At 73.2% G+C, this 15,881-nt stretch carries 18 protein-coding genes; 10 read left to right on the top strand and 8 right to left on the bottom strand.

Annotated elements, in window-relative coordinates; genetic code table 11:
• Positions 1 to 38: 38 nt before the first annotated feature.
• Positions 39 to 662, bottom strand: coding sequence for a DUF5941 domain-containing protein (locus tag ACWENQ_RS29215; protein WP_354906040.1), 624 nt, complete (start codon positions 660 to 662; stop codon positions 39 to 41).
• Complete coding sequence (locus tag ACWENQ_RS29220; protein ID WP_452417105.1) at positions 659 to 2,116, bottom strand: CDP-alcohol phosphatidyltransferase family protein; 1,458 nt, start codon at positions 2,114 to 2,116, stop codon at positions 659 to 661. The genes ACWENQ_RS29215 and ACWENQ_RS29220 overlap by 4 nt, the downstream gene beginning before the upstream one ends.
• A gap of 106 nt (positions 2,117 to 2,222) precedes the next feature.
• Between ACWENQ_RS29220 and ACWENQ_RS29225 the strand changes: the two genes are divergently transcribed.
• On the top strand, positions 2,223 to 3,470 hold the full coding sequence (locus ACWENQ_RS29225) for a 2-C-methyl-D-erythritol 4-phosphate cytidylyltransferase (protein WP_452417106.1): 1,248 nt from the start codon (positions 2,223 to 2,225) through the stop codon (positions 3,468 to 3,470).
• Positions 3,471 to 3,575: 105 nt separating this feature from the next.
• Here the strand turns inward: ACWENQ_RS29225 and ACWENQ_RS29230 are convergent, their stop codons facing one another.
• A complete protein-coding gene (locus ACWENQ_RS29230; RefSeq protein WP_452417108.1) occupies positions 3,576 to 4,598 on the bottom strand; it encodes a glycosyltransferase family 2 protein in 1,023 nt (340 codons plus the stop codon).
• Between the two features lie 80 nt (positions 4,599 to 4,678).
• On the opposite strand from ACWENQ_RS29230, the gene ACWENQ_RS29235 reads away from it, so the two are divergent.
• The 9 genes from ACWENQ_RS29235 (at position 4,679) to ACWENQ_RS29275 (ending at position 11,730) form a co-directional block, all read left to right on the top strand.
• The gene (locus ACWENQ_RS29235) at positions 4,679 to 6,118 is read left to right on the top strand and encodes an LCP family protein (protein ID WP_449920367.1); all 1,440 of its coding nucleotides are present in this window, start codon (positions 4,679 to 4,681) and stop codon (positions 6,116 to 6,118) included.
• 50 nt (positions 6,119 to 6,168) lie between these two features.
• Positions 6,169 to 6,522, top strand: a complete 354-nt coding sequence (locus tag ACWENQ_RS29240; RefSeq protein ID WP_354906047.1) for an STAS domain-containing protein — start codon at positions 6,169 to 6,171, stop codon at positions 6,520 to 6,522.
• An 88-nt stretch (positions 6,523 to 6,610) separates the two neighbouring features.
• Positions 6,611 to 7,447 (top strand): LLM class flavin-dependent oxidoreductase, encoded by an 837-nt coding sequence (locus tag ACWENQ_RS29245; RefSeq protein WP_452417110.1) that lies wholly within the window; start codon positions 6,611 to 6,613, stop codon positions 7,445 to 7,447.
• 72 nt (positions 7,448 to 7,519) lie between these two features.
• Positions 7,520 to 8,254, top strand: a complete 735-nt coding sequence (locus tag ACWENQ_RS29250) for a DUF4097 family beta strand repeat-containing protein (RefSeq protein WP_452417111.1) — start codon at positions 7,520 to 7,522, stop codon at positions 8,252 to 8,254.
• A 95-nt stretch (positions 8,255 to 8,349) separates the two neighbouring features.
• Positions 8,350 to 8,964, top strand: a complete 615-nt coding sequence (locus ACWENQ_RS29255) for a GNAT family N-acetyltransferase (RefSeq protein WP_452417113.1) — start codon at positions 8,350 to 8,352, stop codon at positions 8,962 to 8,964.
• A gap of 16 nt (positions 8,965 to 8,980) precedes the next feature.
• Positions 8,981 to 9,460 (top strand): RrF2 family transcriptional regulator, encoded by a 480-nt coding sequence (locus ACWENQ_RS29260; protein WP_452417115.1) that lies wholly within the window; start codon positions 8,981 to 8,983, stop codon positions 9,458 to 9,460.
• Between the two features lie 48 nt (positions 9,461 to 9,508).
• Positions 9,509 to 10,732, top strand: coding sequence for an FAD-binding oxidoreductase (locus ACWENQ_RS29265; protein ID WP_452417117.1), 1,224 nt, complete (start codon positions 9,509 to 9,511; stop codon positions 10,730 to 10,732).
• A gap of 38 nt (positions 10,733 to 10,770) precedes the next feature.
• Positions 10,771 to 11,319 carry an exonuclease domain-containing protein gene (locus ACWENQ_RS29270; protein WP_452417119.1) on the top strand — a complete coding sequence of 183 codons (549 nt, stop codon included), beginning with the start codon at positions 10,771 to 10,773 and terminating at the stop codon, positions 11,317 to 11,319.
• 114 nt (positions 11,320 to 11,433) lie between these two features.
• Entirely contained in the window at positions 11,434 to 11,730 is a 297-nt protein-coding gene (locus ACWENQ_RS29275; RefSeq protein WP_354906060.1) for a hypothetical protein, read from the top strand.
• A 236-nt stretch (positions 11,731 to 11,966) separates the two neighbouring features.
• Here ACWENQ_RS29275 and ACWENQ_RS29280 read toward each other — a convergent pair whose 3' ends face one another.
• The 5 genes from ACWENQ_RS29280 to ACWENQ_RS29300 form a co-directional block, all read right to left on the bottom strand.
• On the bottom strand, positions 11,967 to 13,544 hold the full coding sequence (locus tag ACWENQ_RS29280; protein ID WP_452417121.1) for a PH domain-containing protein: 1,578 nt from the start codon (positions 13,542 to 13,544) through the stop codon (positions 11,967 to 11,969).
• A gap of 74 nt (positions 13,545 to 13,618) precedes the next feature.
• Entirely contained in the window at positions 13,619 to 14,107 is a 489-nt protein-coding gene (locus tag ACWENQ_RS29285) for a PH domain-containing protein (RefSeq protein WP_452417122.1), read from the bottom strand.
• Positions 14,108 to 14,243: 136 nt separating this feature from the next.
• Positions 14,244 to 14,375, bottom strand: a complete 132-nt coding sequence (locus tag ACWENQ_RS29290) for a hypothetical protein (protein ID WP_452417124.1) — start codon at positions 14,373 to 14,375, stop codon at positions 14,244 to 14,246.
• A 598-nt stretch (positions 14,376 to 14,973) separates the two neighbouring features.
• Complete coding sequence (locus ACWENQ_RS29295; protein ID WP_452417188.1) at positions 14,974 to 15,600, bottom strand: sulfite exporter TauE/SafE family protein; 627 nt, start codon at positions 15,598 to 15,600, stop codon at positions 14,974 to 14,976.
• A gap of 36 nt (positions 15,601 to 15,636) precedes the next feature.
• A complete protein-coding gene (locus ACWENQ_RS29300; RefSeq protein WP_452417126.1) occupies positions 15,637 to 15,783 on the bottom strand; it encodes a hypothetical protein in 147 nt (48 codons plus the stop codon).
• Positions 15,784 to 15,881 lie beyond the last annotated feature (98 nt).

The following is a 15,881-nucleotide window of genomic DNA, read 5'->3' on the forward strand; positions in this document are numbered from 1 at the left end:
GGTTAGTTCCCTCGAGGCCCTGATCGTGTCATCCGCACTTAGTCCGGAGTTCCCGTATCGGCCGCATCCAGCCCGGAACGCGGCGCGGCCAGCCAGCACGTCAGCGACTCCCACCCGAACAGGCACCACAGGTACAGGGCCAGCAGCACGCACACCGCGGTCACCTGGCCGACGAGGGCGCCCGCCGCCACGACCAGCATCCTGCCGTCCCATCCCAGGCCCGCGGTCGACAGCCACGGCGGAGGGTAGACGTGCTGCCGTATCCGGTAGACCACGTCGTAGTGGTGGAAGGCCATCGCGCCGAGCAGCATGAAGACGATCAGCGGGTGGACGTCGTGGCCGAAGCACACCGAGGCGATGAAGACGTACTCCGTCAGCCGCAGGATCGGCGGCACCAGCCAGTCGAGCCTGCCGTCGTGCGGGTGGGAGCTGCCCGGCCCGGACAGCAGCAGCGTCACGGCGGGCGCGAACACCGCCAGCCCGTCGGTGCCGCCCACCCCGACCAGCAGCAGGATGCCGATGACGAACGCGCCGGCGACCGCGGGCGGCAGCGGCGGCAGCTGCCCGGCCACGAGCGCGCCCATGCCGCGCGAGAGCAGACCGTCGTCGCGGTAGGCCACGACCAGGCTGCGCGGAACGGGAACCATCTGTACGGAGATCATCCGGTCGACCTCATGAGCCTGCCCAGGAGCTGGCAGAAGAGCGCGAGAGCACCCCAGGCGAGCAGCGCCGTGAACGTGACCTTCGCGTTGAACAGCGCGGCGGTGACCGCGATCAGCGCCATCCGCTCGCCGATCGGCAGGACGATCACCTTCTTGGCCCATCGGGTGAGCGACTGGCGGTCCATGCGCCGCACCAGGCCGCGCACGCCCTGCGCCGGCACCGCGACGCGCTCGGCGTCGACGGACTCCAGCAGCGACCGGCGCGACCTGCTCCAGGCGGCGCCGATCCGCCTGGCGTCGGCCAGCGCCCCCTTGAACGAGAAGTCCACCATGTGGCGGAGCGTCTGGAGGATCATGGCCGCCACGGCCAGCCGCCAGATCCCGTCGGGGCCGCCGTCGCCCGCCTCGAGCCCCGCGGTGTAGCCGACGGCGAGGCCGACGTAGACCGCGTACTCCTTGAACCGGTCGCCCATGCCGTCGGCCCATGCGCCCAGCGGCGTGAACCCCCTGGTGAAGCGGGCGAGCTGGCCGTCGACGCAGTCGAGCACGAACGACAGCAGGAGCAGCACGGCGCCGACGACCTGGGCGTTCCTGGTGCCCGCCGAGAACCACACGGCCGCCAGCACCGCCAGGCCCACCGAGATGCCGGTCACCGCGTTGGGCGTCAGCCCCAGGCGCACCGCCAGGCGGACCAGGTGGGGGGACCAGGAGCTGACGAAGTAGGTGGTGAAGAAGCCGTCCTCGCTCTTGACCGCGGCGTCGAGCCGTACCTGGGTCTCGTCGACGTCGGCCAGCCTGCTCACGGCCAGGTCGGCGGCGGACTGCGCGGCCACGCGGTCGGCGTGCAGCCGTCCGATCTGCGCCGCCCGCACCGGCAGCCCTGACCGCACCAGCCCGACCAGCAGCAAGTCGACGGCCTCGATGGGGCTCACGGGGCCGAACCGTCCGGTCTCGGCCAGCTCGGCCAGCTCGTCGGCGACGTCGGCCAGGGTGGCGAGATCGGCCTCGCTCACCTGGAGCACGCCCCGGAACGTGGCGTTCGCGTCCGGCACGGTGTGGAAGGAGCTTCCGGCGGCGACGACCCTGTTGCCGGCCGTCCTGACGGGCGGGCGCAGCGGCCCCACCGTGGCGTCCGAGCTGACCAGCGCGCCCGTGCCCCGGGCGGGGTGCTCCATGAGCAGGGCGAGCGCCTCGGTGTGCGCGACGAGGTCGGCGGTCAGCAGGACGACCGGTCCGGTGCAGATGCGCGCGATCTTGGCCACGCCGCGCAGGTCGGCGCCCAGGCCGCCGCCCTGCGGCACCAGGTGCACGTCGCGCACCGGCAGCAGCACGAGCTGGTCGTTGATCCGGTCGAGCAGGGTGCCGTCCGCGCATGACAGGTGGGCGGCGGGGGTCGTGGCGAGCACCACGGCCGCGGCCGTGACGCCTGTTCTGGCGGTCGTGGATTCTGGCACGCGCAGTTCTCCTTCGGACACGAGGAGTGCGTTGCCCAGCGTAGCGATCGGATGACGGCAATTCACGGGCCACGCCCGTGTCGGAAGAGACCGTTACGCTCGCCATATGGAATCTCGACTGCGGGTCGTCGGAGTGCTCCTGGCGGGCGGCGTGGGGCAGCGGGTCGGGCTCGACACCCCCAAGCAGCTCGTCACGGTCGCCGGAAGGTCGATCATCGAGCACACGCTCGCCGTGTTCGACGCCGCGCCCGAGATCGACGAGGTCGTCGTGCTGATGACGCCGGGATTCACCGCCGAGGTCGAGAAGCTGGTGGCCGCCCGCGGCTTCGCCAAGGTGAGCAAAGTGCTCGAGGGCGGCGCCTCCCGCACCGAGACCACGTGGCGGGCGCTCGACGCGCTGGGCCCGGAGGAGTGCGACGTGCTCCTGCACGACGCGGTACGGCCGCTGCTGGAGCCCCGCATCATCACCGCGTGCGTCGAGGCGCTGGAGCATGACAGCGCGGTCGAGGTGGCGATCCCGAGCTCGGACACCGTCGTCGTGGTGGAGCCGGGGCCGCGCGGCGACGTCGTGCGCGAGGTGCCGGAGCGGGCGCGGCTGCGGCGCGTGCAGACACCGCAGGGCTTCCGGCTGTCGGTGATCAGAGCGGCCTACGAGCGCGCCTTCGCCGACCCCGGCTTCGGCGACCGGCCGCCGACGGACGACTGCGGGGTGGTGCTGCGCTACCTGCCCGAGGTGCCGATCGTGGTGGTGGAGGGCAGCGAGCGCAACATCAAGGTGACCCACCCGCTCGACCTCCAGGTCGCGGACACGCTGTTCCGGCTGGCCGCCGCGCCCGTGCCGCGGGCGTCCGCGACGGCGCTGGAGGGCAGGACGGTGGTGGTCGCCGGCGGCGACCGGGGGATCGGGGCGGGCGTGGGCGAGCTGGCTCGGGCGCACGGGGCCGCGCGGGTGCTCCATCTGCCGTCCGCGGGCGGCCACGCGGCCGTCTCCGCGGCGCTGGCGGAGGCGGGGAGGGTCGACTGCGTGGTCCACGCCGCCCCCGTACGGCCAGGCGACCGGCTGGCGGCGGCAGGCGACGCCTACCTGGAGGCGGTGGGCGTGGCCAGGGCCGCGCACCCGCACCTGCGCGACTCCGGCGGGCGGCTGCTGCTGCTCACCTCGTCGCGCCTGACGGGCGAGGGGATCGCCCGGTCGGCGGCCGCCGCGGTGGCCGAGCTGTCGCGGGGCCTGGCCGAGGAGTGGGCGCCGGACGGGATCGCGGTGAACTGCGTCGCAACCGCGGGCACGGACGCCCCGGGGATCGCCGTCGACCTGCTGGCCACCGACCGCACCGGTCAGGTGATCGACGTCTGACCGCGGCCCGGACCGGCGCCGGCGAGCCGGAGCCGCGCGACGTCAGGCGGCCCGGAGGCGCGCGGCGTCAGAGGGGGCCCGCGAGCGGGCCCCCGGGGAACGTGCTCAGTGCTGAGGGCGGGACAGCTCGCGGGGGCTCGTCAGGAACCCCCAGCCCCACGACAGGTGCATCGCCGCGTACACCAGCGGCAGCACCGCCCTGGCCCGTCCGGGCAGCCCGCTGCCGGTCAGCACCGACCCCGCGACGATCGCCAGCGCGTAGCCGCCGGGGATGACCAGGCCCAGCGGGAAGAACGGCGAGACCAGCAGCCCCAGCGCCATCGCCACCACCGCCGCCGGCGGGGCCAGGTAGCGCAGGTTGATCGTGCCCTCGTGGGTGCGGGCCACCACGCGCCGCCAGCGCCCGTAGTGGAAGTACTGCTTGGCCAGCGCCCTGAGGTTGGGCCGCGGCCGGTAGGTGACGCGCATGCGCGGCTGGAACCACACCAGGCCGCCCGTCGCGCGGATGCGGTGGTTCATCTCCCAGTCCTGGGCGCGCTGGAAGTGCTCGTCGTAGCCGCCGACGCGGTCGAGGGCGCTGCGCCGGAACACGCCGAGGTAGACGGTGTCGGCCGGCCCGGCCGTACCGCCCACGTGGAAGGCGGCGGCGCCGACGCCGATCTTGGAGGTCATCGCGCGGGCGACGGCCTGCTCGAAGGGCGTGATGCCCTCGGCCGCCATGACCCCGCCGACGTTGTCGGCGCCGGTCTCCTCCAGCGTCTCGACCGCCACCCTGAGGTAGTCGTCGGGCAGCATGGCGTGCCCGTCGACCCTGGCGATGATCGCGTGTCTGGAGGCGGCGATGGCCGCGTTGAGCGCGTTGGGGGTGCGGCCGGTCGGGTTGGCCACCACGGTCACCCTGGGGTCGGCCGCCGCGATGGCGTCGGCGACCTCCTGGGTGCGGTCGTGGGAGGGGCCGACGGCGAGCACCACTTCGATGGGGCCTGGGTAGGCCTGGGCGAGGATCTGGGCGACGGCCTCGCGCAGGTGACGCTCCTCGTTGAGGATCGGCATCACGACGGAGATCGGCGGCCAGGCGCGCGTCTGCGGGAACGCGGGCTGCGCGGGCGAGTCGGGGAACTGCTTCATGGCGGGCCTCACGCTACTGTACGACCAGGGGAGGAGGGCAATCCAAAGCCCGATTCCGGCGGCGCTTGGAGGGGGCGGGCATGCGCGACCCGGAGGAGGATGACGCGGGTGTGCACGTGGGCGGTGACGCCCCCGGGGGTGTCAGGCTGGCGCCCCGTCGCACGCCGCGCAGGCCGGGTCGCGGGGCGCGGGCGCGGCGGCGCAATCTGATCATCGCGGGCGGCCTGTCGAGCGTCATCCTGGCCGGCACCGGCTGGGTGTGGGCCACGCCCCGGCAGATCGGCTCGGTCGACGCGGGTCTCGGCGCGGTCGAGCAGGCCCCTCGCGGCGCGATGAACATCCTGCTGGTCGGCGTCGACAAGCGCGACGACCTGACCCGCAAGGAGCAGAACCGGCTCAAGCTGGGCCGCGAGTCGGGCGAGCGCACCGACACGATGATGGTGATCCACCTGTCGGAGGACCACCGCAGGGTGACGGTGGTGAGCCTGCCGCGCGACACCTGGACCACGATCCCCGGCAAGGGCCAGCACAAGATCAACTCAGCCTACCAGTTCGGCGGCGCCAAGCTGGCCGTCAAGGCGGTGCAGCAGGTGACGGGGCTGCCGATCACCCGGTACATCGAGGTGAACGTCCTGGGCTTCGTCGACGTCGTCGACCGGCTCGGCGGCGTGACCGTCTGCACGCCGGTGCCGATCGACGACCCCAAGACCGGGCTCGACCTGGCGGCGGGCACCCACCGGCTCGACGGCGCGAAGGCGCTCGGCTACGCCCGCACCAGGGCGACCGCCCGTTCCGACCTCGACCGCATCGACCGCCAGCAGCAGGTCATCTCGGCGATGCTCAGCGAGGCGCTGGCCAACCCGGCCAACCTGATCTCCTTCGTCAACGCCTCGCTCGCCACGATCAAGGTCGATCCCGACGACGGGCTCGTGCCGCTGGTCGAGCAGCTCAAGGGTGTCTCCCTCAACGACGTGAAGTTCGCCCACGTGCCGCTGGCCGACGTCGACTTCAAGACGCCGACCGGCGAGTCGGCCGTGCTGTGGGACAAGGAGCGGGCCACCGAGCTGTTCCGCCGCATCGCCGCCGACCAGGACCTGGCCAAGCCCGCGCCGAAGCCACCGCCCACGCCGAGCACGCGGGCCGTACCGGCCAAGGACATCACGGTCAGGGTGCTGAACGGCACGCTCATCACCGGGCTCGGCGCGCGCACCAAGGCGGGGCTGGTGGCCTACGGGTTCAAGGTGCCGGACGAGCCGGGCAACACCCCGCGCAAGGACTTCGCGACCACGGTCGTACGGTACGCGCCCGACCAGGCGGAGGCGGCGAAGACGGTGGCCGCGGCGATTCCGGGCGCCGAGCTCAAGGAGAGCGACATCAAGGGCATCGAGGTCGTGGCCGGGCGGGACCAGCCGAAGATCCGCAAGCCCGCGTCGGCCACCACGCCGTCCGTGTCGCCGTCGCCGGAGAGTACCCCGGACACCCGCACGGCAAGGGAGAACATCTGCAAAAAGGGGGCATAGCTCCCGTCCATTGTGGGCAGGGGAAGACCGCATGAGCGGAGGTGTCTGAAATGGTGGTCAGGTCCTGGACGGACGGTCGGTTCGCACTCCTCCAGGCGGTCGGGGATCTGGATCTGACGACGGTCCCCCGGATGAGAGCCGAGATCGACACCGTGCTCGCTGCCATGCTCGCCACCATGGAACAGCCGCACCTGGCCATCGACCTGAGCCAGGTGCCGTTCTGCGACTCGGTCGGTCTCGGGCTGCTGGTCTCGACGCTGACCAGGGTCCGGCAGCAGCGCGGCAGGCTGATGCTGATCGTGGGCGACGGGATGATCCCCCACCTGCTGACGATCACCAACCTGGACCGGCACTTCGAGGTGACCGACTCGATCGACGAGGCGCGGCAGGCGCTGGCGGCGTGACCTTGCCGCCGGCTGAGAGCGTTCACTAGCATCGGCGACGCTCGCGCGCCAGCCTGAGGCGCGGCCCCGACCGTCGGAGGATGGCCTGATGAGGCTTGGCGTGATGTTCGACCGCGACCTGCCGCCCGAGCGGCTCGTCCCGTTCGCGCAGGCGCTCGACTCCAGGGTGGACGACCTCTGGGTGGTCGAGGACCTCGGCTGGACGGGCGGCCTCACCTCGGCCGCCGTCGCGCTCGCCAGTACCTCGCGGCTGCGCGTCGGCCTCGGCATCGCGCCGGCCCCGCTGCGCAACCCGATGCTGCTGGCGATGGAGTTCGCCAACCTGGCCAGGATGTTCCCCGGGCGCTTCGTCGGCGGCGTCGGGCACGGCGTGCAGGAGTGGATGCGCCAGGTCGGCGCCGCCGCCCCCTCGCCGCTGGCGCTGCTGGAGGAGACGATCACCGCGGTGCGCGGGCTGCTGCGCGGCGAGAGCGTGACCATGGACGGCAGGTCCGTCCGTCTCGACGAGGTACGGCTGGTGCACCCGCCCGCCGTCGTCCCGCCGGTCGTGGCAGGCGTGAAGAGCCCTCGCTCGCTGGCCCTGTCGGGCCGGGTGGCGCAGGGCACGATCCTGCCCGAGGGTTTCGGCCCCGAGGCGATCGGTCCGGCACTGGAGCGTATCTGCGCGGCGGGCGAGCACGAGCTGATCGTCTTCACCCACCTGTGCGTCGACGACCCGGCCGGGCTGGACGGGATCCGCGAGGAGGTGGCGAGCTTCCTGGAGGTCGACAGGGCCGAGGTCTTCGCCGCCGACGGCTCCCCCGCCCAGGCCGCCGCGGCGGTCAGGGCGCTGTGGGCGGCCGGCGCGAGCACCGTCGTGCTCCGCCCCGTCGGCGACGATCCCCTCTCCCCCGTCGAGAAGCTGCTGTCCGCGCTCCACAGGTAGGGACGATCGGCCGATGGCGGATCGTCCACATGGCCGATAGCAGCGCCGCCGATCGGCGCCACGATCGGCTTCATGAAGCGGATGATCGCACTGGCCGCGGTGGGCCTCGTCACTCTGACCGCCTGCGGACTCCAGCTCGACACGACAGAACGGCACCAGGCCACGACCTTCCCTCACCCGGGAGGCACGCTCACCGTCAAGGCGAGGGTGGGCGATCTGCGCGTGGTCCCCGGCGACGCCTCGGGGGTGAAGGTCGACAGGTGGCTGCAGGGCTCCGCCGGTGAGCCGGGCAAGTCCACGTGGGCGCTGGAGAACGGCCAGCTGTCGCTGCGCACCGACTGCACGGTCTTCTTCGCCACCTGCGGCGCCCGCTACACCGTGCACCTGCCGCCGGGGGTGAAGCTCCTGGTCGAGGGAGGGGACGAGCGGGTGACGCTGTCCGGCCTGGACCAGGACGTCACGGTCGCCACCACCGGCGGCGACATCCTCGCCGACGGCCTGTCGGGTGTGCTGCGGCTGCGCACGAGCGAGGGGCTGATCAGGTCGAGGGCCACCCGGTCGGCCGACGTGCGGGCCCACTCGCGTGACGGCGCCGTCCGGGTGCAGTTCGCCGCCCCGCCGGGCAAGGTCGACGCCCTGTCCCGCGAGGGCGGGGTGGTGGTGACCGTGCCGGAGGGCGAGTACGGGATCACCGCGGAGAGCCGCAACGGCCGTACCGATGCGGAGCTCAAGGACGCGGGCAAGGGAAGTGAGAGGACCATCGTGGCCAGGAGCGTCGACGGCGACGTCAGGGTCTCCCGAACGTAACCGGCGGGCCTGCGCCGGGGGTGCGCTCGGCGGTACGGCGGGCGGTGCCTGGTACGTTCGCGCAATCGCTACTGTGCGCGAGGGGGATGAGCCAGATGGCGGAGATTCGACCGTTCCAGCCGTACGATCTGCCGGGCATGTACCGCGTGTGTCTCCAGACGGGAGATTCGGGCAAGGACGCCACCGCGCTCTACCACGACCCCGACCTGCTCGCCCACATCTACGCGGGCCCCTATCCGGCCGCCGATCCCGGCCTGAGCTTCGTCGCCGTGGACCGGCGGGGCGTGCTGGGCTACATCATCGCCACCGCCGACACCCCGGCCTTCCAGCACTGGCTGGAGGAGCACTGGTGGCCCGGCCTGCGGGCCCGCTATCCGCGCACGATGGCCGCCGACCCCGGCGACGGCACGCTCGACTGGTGGTGCGTGGAGCGCATCCACGACGCCAGGCCGACACCCGACGAGCTCTACGACCGCTACCCCGCCCACCTGCACATCGACGTCCTGCCGAGGGGGCAGGGGGCGGGTCTGGGCCGGCGGCTGATGCGGACGCTGCTCGACGAGCTGCGGGCCCGGGAGGTGCCGGGCCTGCACCTCGGGGTGGGCGCGGGCAACGCCGGAGCGTTCGCCTTCTACCAGGCCATGGGGTTCAGCGTGGTCCGGCCGGATTCGTGGGGCGCGACCATGGCGATCTCAATTCTAGACGTATAATATCCAGGATATGCGGATGAGCGAGGGCGTCGAGTGGGCGCTCCACAGCTGCCTCAACCTCTCGTGGATCGAGACGGGCGAGGCGATGACGGCGGCCAAGCTGGCCACCTTCTACGGCCTCCCCACGGCGTACCTCAACAAGCAGTTGCAGGCGCTGGCGCGGGCGGGCATCCTCAGCTCGACGTCGGGTCCCAAAGGCGGGTTCCGGCTGGCCCGTCCCCTCGACCGGATCACGCTGATGGACGTGGTGACCGCGATCGAAGGCGCGGACGAGGCGTTCAGGTGCGAGCAGATCCTGCGCCAGGGCCCCGGCGGCAGCCCGCACGTCGACTACCGGGAGTCCTGCGTGATCGCGCAGGCGATGCGCAGGGCGGAGCTGGCCTGGCGGCACGAGCTGGCGAGCCAGACGCTGGCCGACATCAGGCAGACCGTCGAGGCGCGTTACCCCGCGACACCCGCAGGCACCCGATCGTGGTTCGCGAACCTGCGGACCTGATCGTCCCATGACACAATCCTGGATATCTGACATCGAGAACGGTGGCTGATGGTGAACCTTCTCCTCCCCGGGGACGCAGGCTTCGAGCAGGCGACCCGCCCCTGGAACCTGGCCGTCGACCAGCCCGTCAGCGCGGTCGCCGAGGCGCACGACGCCGACGACGTGGCCGACGCCGTCAAGCTGGCCCGCAAGCAGGGGCTGGCGGTGGCGGCCCAGCCGAGCGGGCACGGCGCGAGCGGCGACGTCGACGGCGTCCTGCTGCTGCGTACCCGCGGGCTGTCCACCCTGGAGATCGACGTGCCGGCCAGGACCGCGCGTGCCGGCGCCGGCGTCGCGTGGGGCCAGGTGCAGGCGGCGGCCGGCCCGCACGGCCTGACCGGCCTGCCGGGCAGCTCCCCCGTGGTGACCGTCACCGGGTACACCCTGGGTGGCGGCCTGTCCTGGTTCTCCCGCGCGCACGGCTGGGCCTCCTCCAGCGTCCGCTCCTTCGACATCGTCGACGCCGAGGGACGGCGCGCCACCGTCACCCGCGACGACGAGCTGTTCTGGGCGCTGCGCGGCGGAGGCGGCGACTTCGCGCTGGTCACCGCCATCGAGTTCGACCTCCACCCCGCTCCCGACCTGTACGGCGGGCGCGTCCTGTGGCCGGCCTCCCGCGCCCCCGAGGTCCTGGCGGCCTTCAGGGAGATCACCGCGACCGCGCCGGACGAGCTGACCCTCTGGTTCGAGCTGCTGCGGTTCCCCGGCGCCCCGCCGCTCGTCGCGGTGGACTCCACCTACCTCGGGCAGGACGCGAGCCGGCTGCTCGCGCCGCTCGACCGGATCGGCGGCGCGCTGTCCGACACCCGCGGCCGGATGCCGATCGCCGCGCTCGGCGACATCACCGGCGAACCGACCGACCCCTCCCCCGGCGCGTCCAGGGCCCAGCTGATCAGCGAGCTCGACGGGATCCTGGACCGGCTCATGCCCATCGACCCGCTGATCGGCGTGCAGATCAGGCACCTGGGCGGGGCCCTCGCGCGGCCGTCCGACAGCGCCGCGGGACAGCTCGACGACCCCTACCTGCTGTACCTGTTCGGCATGCCCGGCGTCGAGGACCGGCAGCGGGAGCTCATCGAGGGCGGGCGCAAGCCGTTCACGTTCCTGTCGCCCGGAGAGAGCGCCGAGGCCGCCTTCCCCGCCGAGACCCTCGCCCGGCTGCGCGACATCAAGCGCCGCCACGACCCCGACGGCGTCTTCCGCAGCAACTACCCGGTGCTCGGCCGAAACTGAGATGACCCCGGCCCTGTGGCCTCTCTACGCTCGCCGACATGGAACTGAACGTCGTCGACGTCGAGGCCACCTGCTGGGACGGCCGGCCGCCGCCGGGATCGGTCAGCGAGATCATCGAGATCGGGCTGACCGTCGTCGACCTCCGCACGCGTGAGCGCCGCTCCCGCCACCGCATCCTCGTACGGCCGGCACGGTCCACGGTCAGCGCCTTCTGCACCGACCTGACCGGGCTCACCCAGGCCGAGGTCGAGACGGGAGTGGGTTTCGCCGAGGCGTGCAGGATGCTGGCGGCCGAGCACGCGGCGGGGTCGCGGCCGTGGGCGAGCTGGGGCGACTACGACCGCCACCAGTTCACCCGGCAGTGCGCGGCCACCGGCGCGGCCTACCCCTTCAGTCGCCGTCACACCAACGCCAAGGCGGTCTTCACCGAGGCGCACGGGCTGCGCAAGCGGCCGGGAATGGCCGAGGCCCTGCGGATCGCGGGACTTCCCCTGGAGGGACGCCACCATCGCGGCGAGGACGACGCGTGGAACATCGCCGCGCTGGTGCTCAGCCTGGCCGATCAGGACGCCTGGCCGATGACCTGAGCACTCCCCCTCGTGGCGACTACGCTGCGTGATCGAGCGAATACTACATTGCCGACATGGGGTCGTTGACCATGACTCCACCCGCTTGATCGCTCTCTCAGGAAGGAACCTTCCGTGAAGATCATCGTCGCCCTGCTCGGCTTCGCCCTCCTCGCTCTCTTCGGCCCCGTCTCGCCCGCCCACGCCGCCGCGACCCCCACCTACACCTGTGTCATCGTGAACCTCGGCGAGGACGGCACGCTGACCGGCGCCTACTGCCAGGGCACCGACGGCGCGCCCGCCCAGGGGCCGATCCTCGAACCGTTCGCCGTCTGGTCGCCGTTCCAGCTGACCCGCATCATCCTGTGCACGTCAGGGGAGGCCGACACGCCCACGGGGATCACCGGTTACGGCTGCCAGCGCCTCTTCTGAGCCGTCCGGGCCGGCACGCCGCGCGCAGGGGGACGGCGCCGCGCTGCCCGCCGCCACGCACGCCGAACGGTGGCATGCCCGCCGCCAGGCCCGACGGACGGTCGCATGCGGGGGCGCTGCCACCGACGGACGGTCGCATGCGGATCGCCGCGCCCGACGGACGGTGGTGCGCTGGTCGTCGCGGTCGCCCGGTGGGCGGTGGCGCGCTGGTCCTCGTCGCCGCGCCTCCGTCTCATTCATGAACGCGGCGGCGCCGGCGAGGAGGCGCTGGAGACGAGGAAGGGAGCCAGGAGCCCGGGAACCGCCTCCTCGGCGAACACCACGCCCTCCCCCACGCCGACGTCCTTCACCCGGTACGCCCCCGCCGCCGTCGCCGCCGTCAGCGTCATCAACCCCCTGCGCCGCTGCGCCGGCGACGTGCCGAACGTCCAGCCGATCACCCCGTCCCTGCGCAGCGCCACCGTCCTGCGCAGCGCCGCGCCGTACCGGGTCACCAGGTACGGCCCGGCCAGCCCGTGCCCGAGGCTGCGATAGGCGCCGACGGCCAGCGGCACGGTCACCAGCGCGCACGCGGGAGCGAACAGCCACAGCGCGCCGGGAACCCAGCTCAGCCACGCCCCGAGCCCGGCCAGCGCGAGCGCCGCCGGCACGAGCGGCCAGACGGCCCGCAGCAGCCGCCGCCGCAGCGCCGCCCGCGGATGGGGGCGCAGCGGCACCTCCAGCGCGGGCCCGCCGAGAACCTGCGCGGCCACCCGCAGCGCGGTCACCCGGGGCGCGGGCGGCAGCAGCGCGGCCGACGTCCGCTCCTCGCTGTCGTCGGGCTTCATGCCGGCGACCAGCGCGCGCAGCCTGGCGCCGCCGCCCCAACGCAGCGGCACCGGCTCGACCAGCTCGACCCCGCGCAACCGGCTCTCCTCCAGCGACAGCGACCGCGTGGTGAGCAGGCCGCGCCGTACCCGGTAGGCGCCGTCGGACTCGCGCGACAAGCGGAAGCGCCACCACACCTCCACGTACAGGGCCAGCGCGCCCACCAGCCCGATCACCGTCACGGTCACGACCGCCGCCACGACCAGCAGCGCCGGCGAAGTCGCGCTCGCCGCGGCCCAGGCGTCACGCAGGAACCCGACCTCGGCGGGCTCGACTCCGAAGATGTCCAGCACGCGGAAGAAGGCGCCGAACGGGGCCAGCCCGATGAGCGGCGTCCAACTGCTCAGCAGCGCGAACCCGATCCAGCGCGGGCGCAGGGCCGCGAGCGTGTTGTCCCGCTGCGCCGCCGTCCCCCCGCCGAGCAGCAGCCGGCGCAGGTGCTCGGCCCTGGGTCCGGCGATCGCGTCGAGACGGAGCCCCGCCTGCTGCTCGCCCGCGTCGACGCGCACCACCGCCAGGCCGAACAGCCGGTGCGCGGGCCCGGCCGTGAGGTCGACGGACCTGACGCGGTCGCGCGGGATCGAGCGGTGCCGCCTGAACAGCAGCCCGGCGCGCAGCTCGACCCGCTCGTCGCTGACGCGGAACCGGGTGGTGGCGTACCGGAGCGTGACGAGCACCGCGATGCCGGCGAAGACCGCCAGCAGGGCGAGGAGCGGGATGACCGTCCGCGGGCTCGGCCCCGCGAGGGCGACGACGGCCGTCGCGGGGATCGCCGGGCCGATCACCCAGCCGAGCCCGGTCCCCACCGTCCGCCGGTCGAGCCGCTCCCACCCGCCGGACACGTCACGCCCCTCCGCGCCACGCCCGGTCACGTCCCGCCCTGTGATGTCCCGCCCTACCATGTCGTGCCCGGTCGTCTCGCGCCGGGTCATGTCGCGAGCGGTCACGTCGCGTCCCCCGGGACGGCCTGCGTCCTGCACATCCCGCCCGGTCACGTCACGCCCGGTCATGTCACGCCCGGTCACGTCGCGTCCCCGGGGACGGCCTGCGTCCTGGCCGTGAGCCGCTCGACGAGGTCGGCGGCTAGCACGTGGTCGAGCCCCTGGATGGTGATCGAGCCCGCCGCCGAGGCCGTGGTGACCTTCACCCCGGACAGCTTGAAGATCTGCTGCAGCGGCCCCCGCACGGTGTCGACGGTCTGGATGCGCGACATCGGCGCCACCCGCGCCTTGTACCACACCCAGCCGGAAGCCGCGTAGACCGCGTCCTCGGTCGTCTCCCACCGGTGCAAGCGGTAGCGCCGGCGCGGCATGATCGCCGCGTACGCCACGCCGGGCACCGCCACCACGGCCAGCGACAGCAGGAGCCACACCCGGGCGGGCGGGATCAGTAACGCCAGCAGGCCCAGCACGAGAACCGGTGGCACGACGGGGACCAGCGCCTGGGTCGTCCACCACCGGACCGCTCGCGGGTCGACCTGGTGCCGGGGTGGCCGAAGTTCGAGTCTCATTCCGTCTCCTTGCGGGGCCCAGCTCTGGCCGGTCAGCTCAATTTCTGACCACTTGGCCAAAATTTAGCACGAGCGAACCACACGGCGGAGCCACCAGTGGGGGTACCGGCCCTGTCGCCCGCCGCGTGTGGGAAGGTCAGGGCCGGTAGGGGCCGGAGACGACCTCGTCGATGTACATGACCATGTTCGAGTAGCCGGGTGTGCCGATGAGCAGGCCGAACCAGGTCCGCGGTCGCGTCGGGACGTAGGGGTTCGGGGCCACGCTCACCCGGCCCGTGGCACAGCACTCGCCCCGGGCTCCGGCTTGACGAACGGGACGGCTCCCCCAGGTCCTGCCGCCGACCGCGTGAAACCGCCGTCGATCTCACGGCCCTCCGTGTCGTCGAACGGGTCGCCCACGCCGTCGGCGCCGACGATCCGCCCCGAGGTGCGCGCCCAGCTCCCCTTCTCAGGGAGCGGCGAGGCTGCCGTTCCGCCCCGGCCGCCGGCGAGGTGCCGAGGACGCCGAGCCGGGCGGCGGCGGTCGCGCTCGCGAGGAGCGTGCGATACATCGTGCCGCCCCCTGCCCTCGGGCCGGGGACGCCTGATCACCAGGCGGGAACCGGAATCCGTTCCGCTGTCTCACCTCGTCCAGGACCGGGCAATCGCCGAGCCCGGTGCCCGCGCGGCCCGGCGGCGGTCAGGCCGGCCCGTCGGACGATCAGGCCGGCCCGTCGGACGATCAGGCCGGGTCGGGCGGCCAGACCGACCCCTCAGACGATCACACCGGCCCCTCAGACGATCAGACCGGCCCGTCGGGCGGTCAGGCCGGCCCCGTCGGACGATCAGGCCGACCCGTCGGACGATCAGGCCGACCCGTCGGACGGTCAGGCGGGCGTGCGCGCGGTCTCCGGCTCGCTCTCGCGCGGCCGCAGCTCGACCTCGAGCGACTCGACCGGCGGGGCGGCCTTGTCCCTGCGGTAGGCGCGAACCGAGTGCGTGATCGCCCCGGCCCAGATCAGCGCGATGGCCAGGTAGGCGAGGGTCTGCACGCCCCCGGGAGCGGCGATCCAGTCGCTGCGCAGCAGCGTGCGCAGGTTGGTGAGGATGATGACGCCGCCCACGGCCGAGCCGAGGATGCGCGGCGGGATGTGCCGTACCAGCCAGGCGGCGATGGGCGCGGCGAGGATGCCGCCGAGCAGCAGGACGCCGACCCAGGTGAAGTCGATGTTCTGCGAGCCGATCCCGACGAGGAAACCGGTGCTGGCCGCGAGGGCGACGAGGAACTCGCTGGTGTCGACCGAGCCGATCACCTTGCGCGGCTCCAGCCGGCCGCTCGCGAGGATGGCGGGCGTGCCGACCGGGCCCCACCCTCCGCCGCCCGTGGCGTCGACGAACCCGGCCAGCAGGCCGAGCGGCGCCAGGAACCGCTTGCGCAGCGGCTTGCCGAAGTCGGCGCGGGGCAGCCCGAACCTGCGAGCGCGCTGAGCGAAGTGGCCTCGCGCGCACGCCAGCTGTCAAGAGCGTATTGACGCGGCAACGGCTCCCTCTCAGGTGCGCTGGTCTCGCAGGGTCTGCAGCAGATCGGCGGCTCGGGCTTCGGCGGCCGCGGCCTGCTGGTTGGCGGTCTGCGCCGCGGCCTGGGCGGCGGTGAGCTGCCCACGCACCTCCCCCAGCTGTTGCTTGGCGACAGCCACCTGCACCACTACCTCGCGGGCTCCGACGGCACGTCCCCAGGCCGGGCGGAAGCTCCAGGTAAGAGCGAGATTTCCGAACCAGGAACACTAGGGTGCTG

The organism is Nonomuraea sp. NPDC004354 (genome assembly GCF_053602555.1).

Excerpts from the sequence above, each read along its gene's own strand:
- ACWENQ_RS29285 (WP_452417122.1), bottom strand. The coding sequence starts at position 14,107 with ATGAGACTCGAACTTCGGCCACCCCGGCACCAGGTCGACCCGCGAGCG.
- ACWENQ_RS29250 (WP_452417111.1), top strand. The coding sequence starts at position 7,520 with ATGAAGCGGATGATCGCACTGGCCGCGGTGGGCCTCGTCACTCTGACC.
- ACWENQ_RS29230 (WP_452417108.1), bottom strand. The coding sequence starts at position 4,598 with ATGAAGCAGTTCCCCGACTCGCCCGCGCAGCCCGCGTTCCCGCAGACG.
- ACWENQ_RS29265 (WP_452417117.1), top strand. The coding sequence starts at position 9,509 with ATGGTGAACCTTCTCCTCCCCGGGGACGCAGGCTTCGAGCAGGCGACC.
- ACWENQ_RS29255 (WP_452417113.1), top strand. The coding sequence starts at position 8,350 with ATGGCGGAGATTCGACCGTTCCAGCCGTACGATCTGCCGGGCATGTAC.
- ACWENQ_RS29270 (WP_452417119.1), top strand. The coding sequence starts at position 10,771 with ATGGAACTGAACGTCGTCGACGTCGAGGCCACCTGCTGGGACGGCCGG.
- ACWENQ_RS29225 (WP_452417106.1), top strand. The coding sequence starts at position 2,223 with ATGGAATCTCGACTGCGGGTCGTCGGAGTGCTCCTGGCGGGCGGCGTG.
- ACWENQ_RS29235 (WP_449920367.1), top strand. The coding sequence starts at position 4,679 with ATGCGCGACCCGGAGGAGGATGACGCGGGTGTGCACGTGGGCGGTGAC.
- ACWENQ_RS29245 (WP_452417110.1), top strand. The coding sequence starts at position 6,611 with ATGAGGCTTGGCGTGATGTTCGACCGCGACCTGCCGCCCGAGCGGCTC.
- ACWENQ_RS29240 (WP_354906047.1), top strand. The coding sequence starts at position 6,169 with ATGGTGGTCAGGTCCTGGACGGACGGTCGGTTCGCACTCCTCCAGGCG.
- ACWENQ_RS29260 (WP_452417115.1), top strand. The coding sequence starts at position 8,981 with ATGAGCGAGGGCGTCGAGTGGGCGCTCCACAGCTGCCTCAACCTCTCG.
- ACWENQ_RS29215 (WP_354906040.1), bottom strand. The coding sequence starts at position 662 with ATGATCTCCGTACAGATGGTTCCCGTTCCGCGCAGCCTGGTCGTGGCC.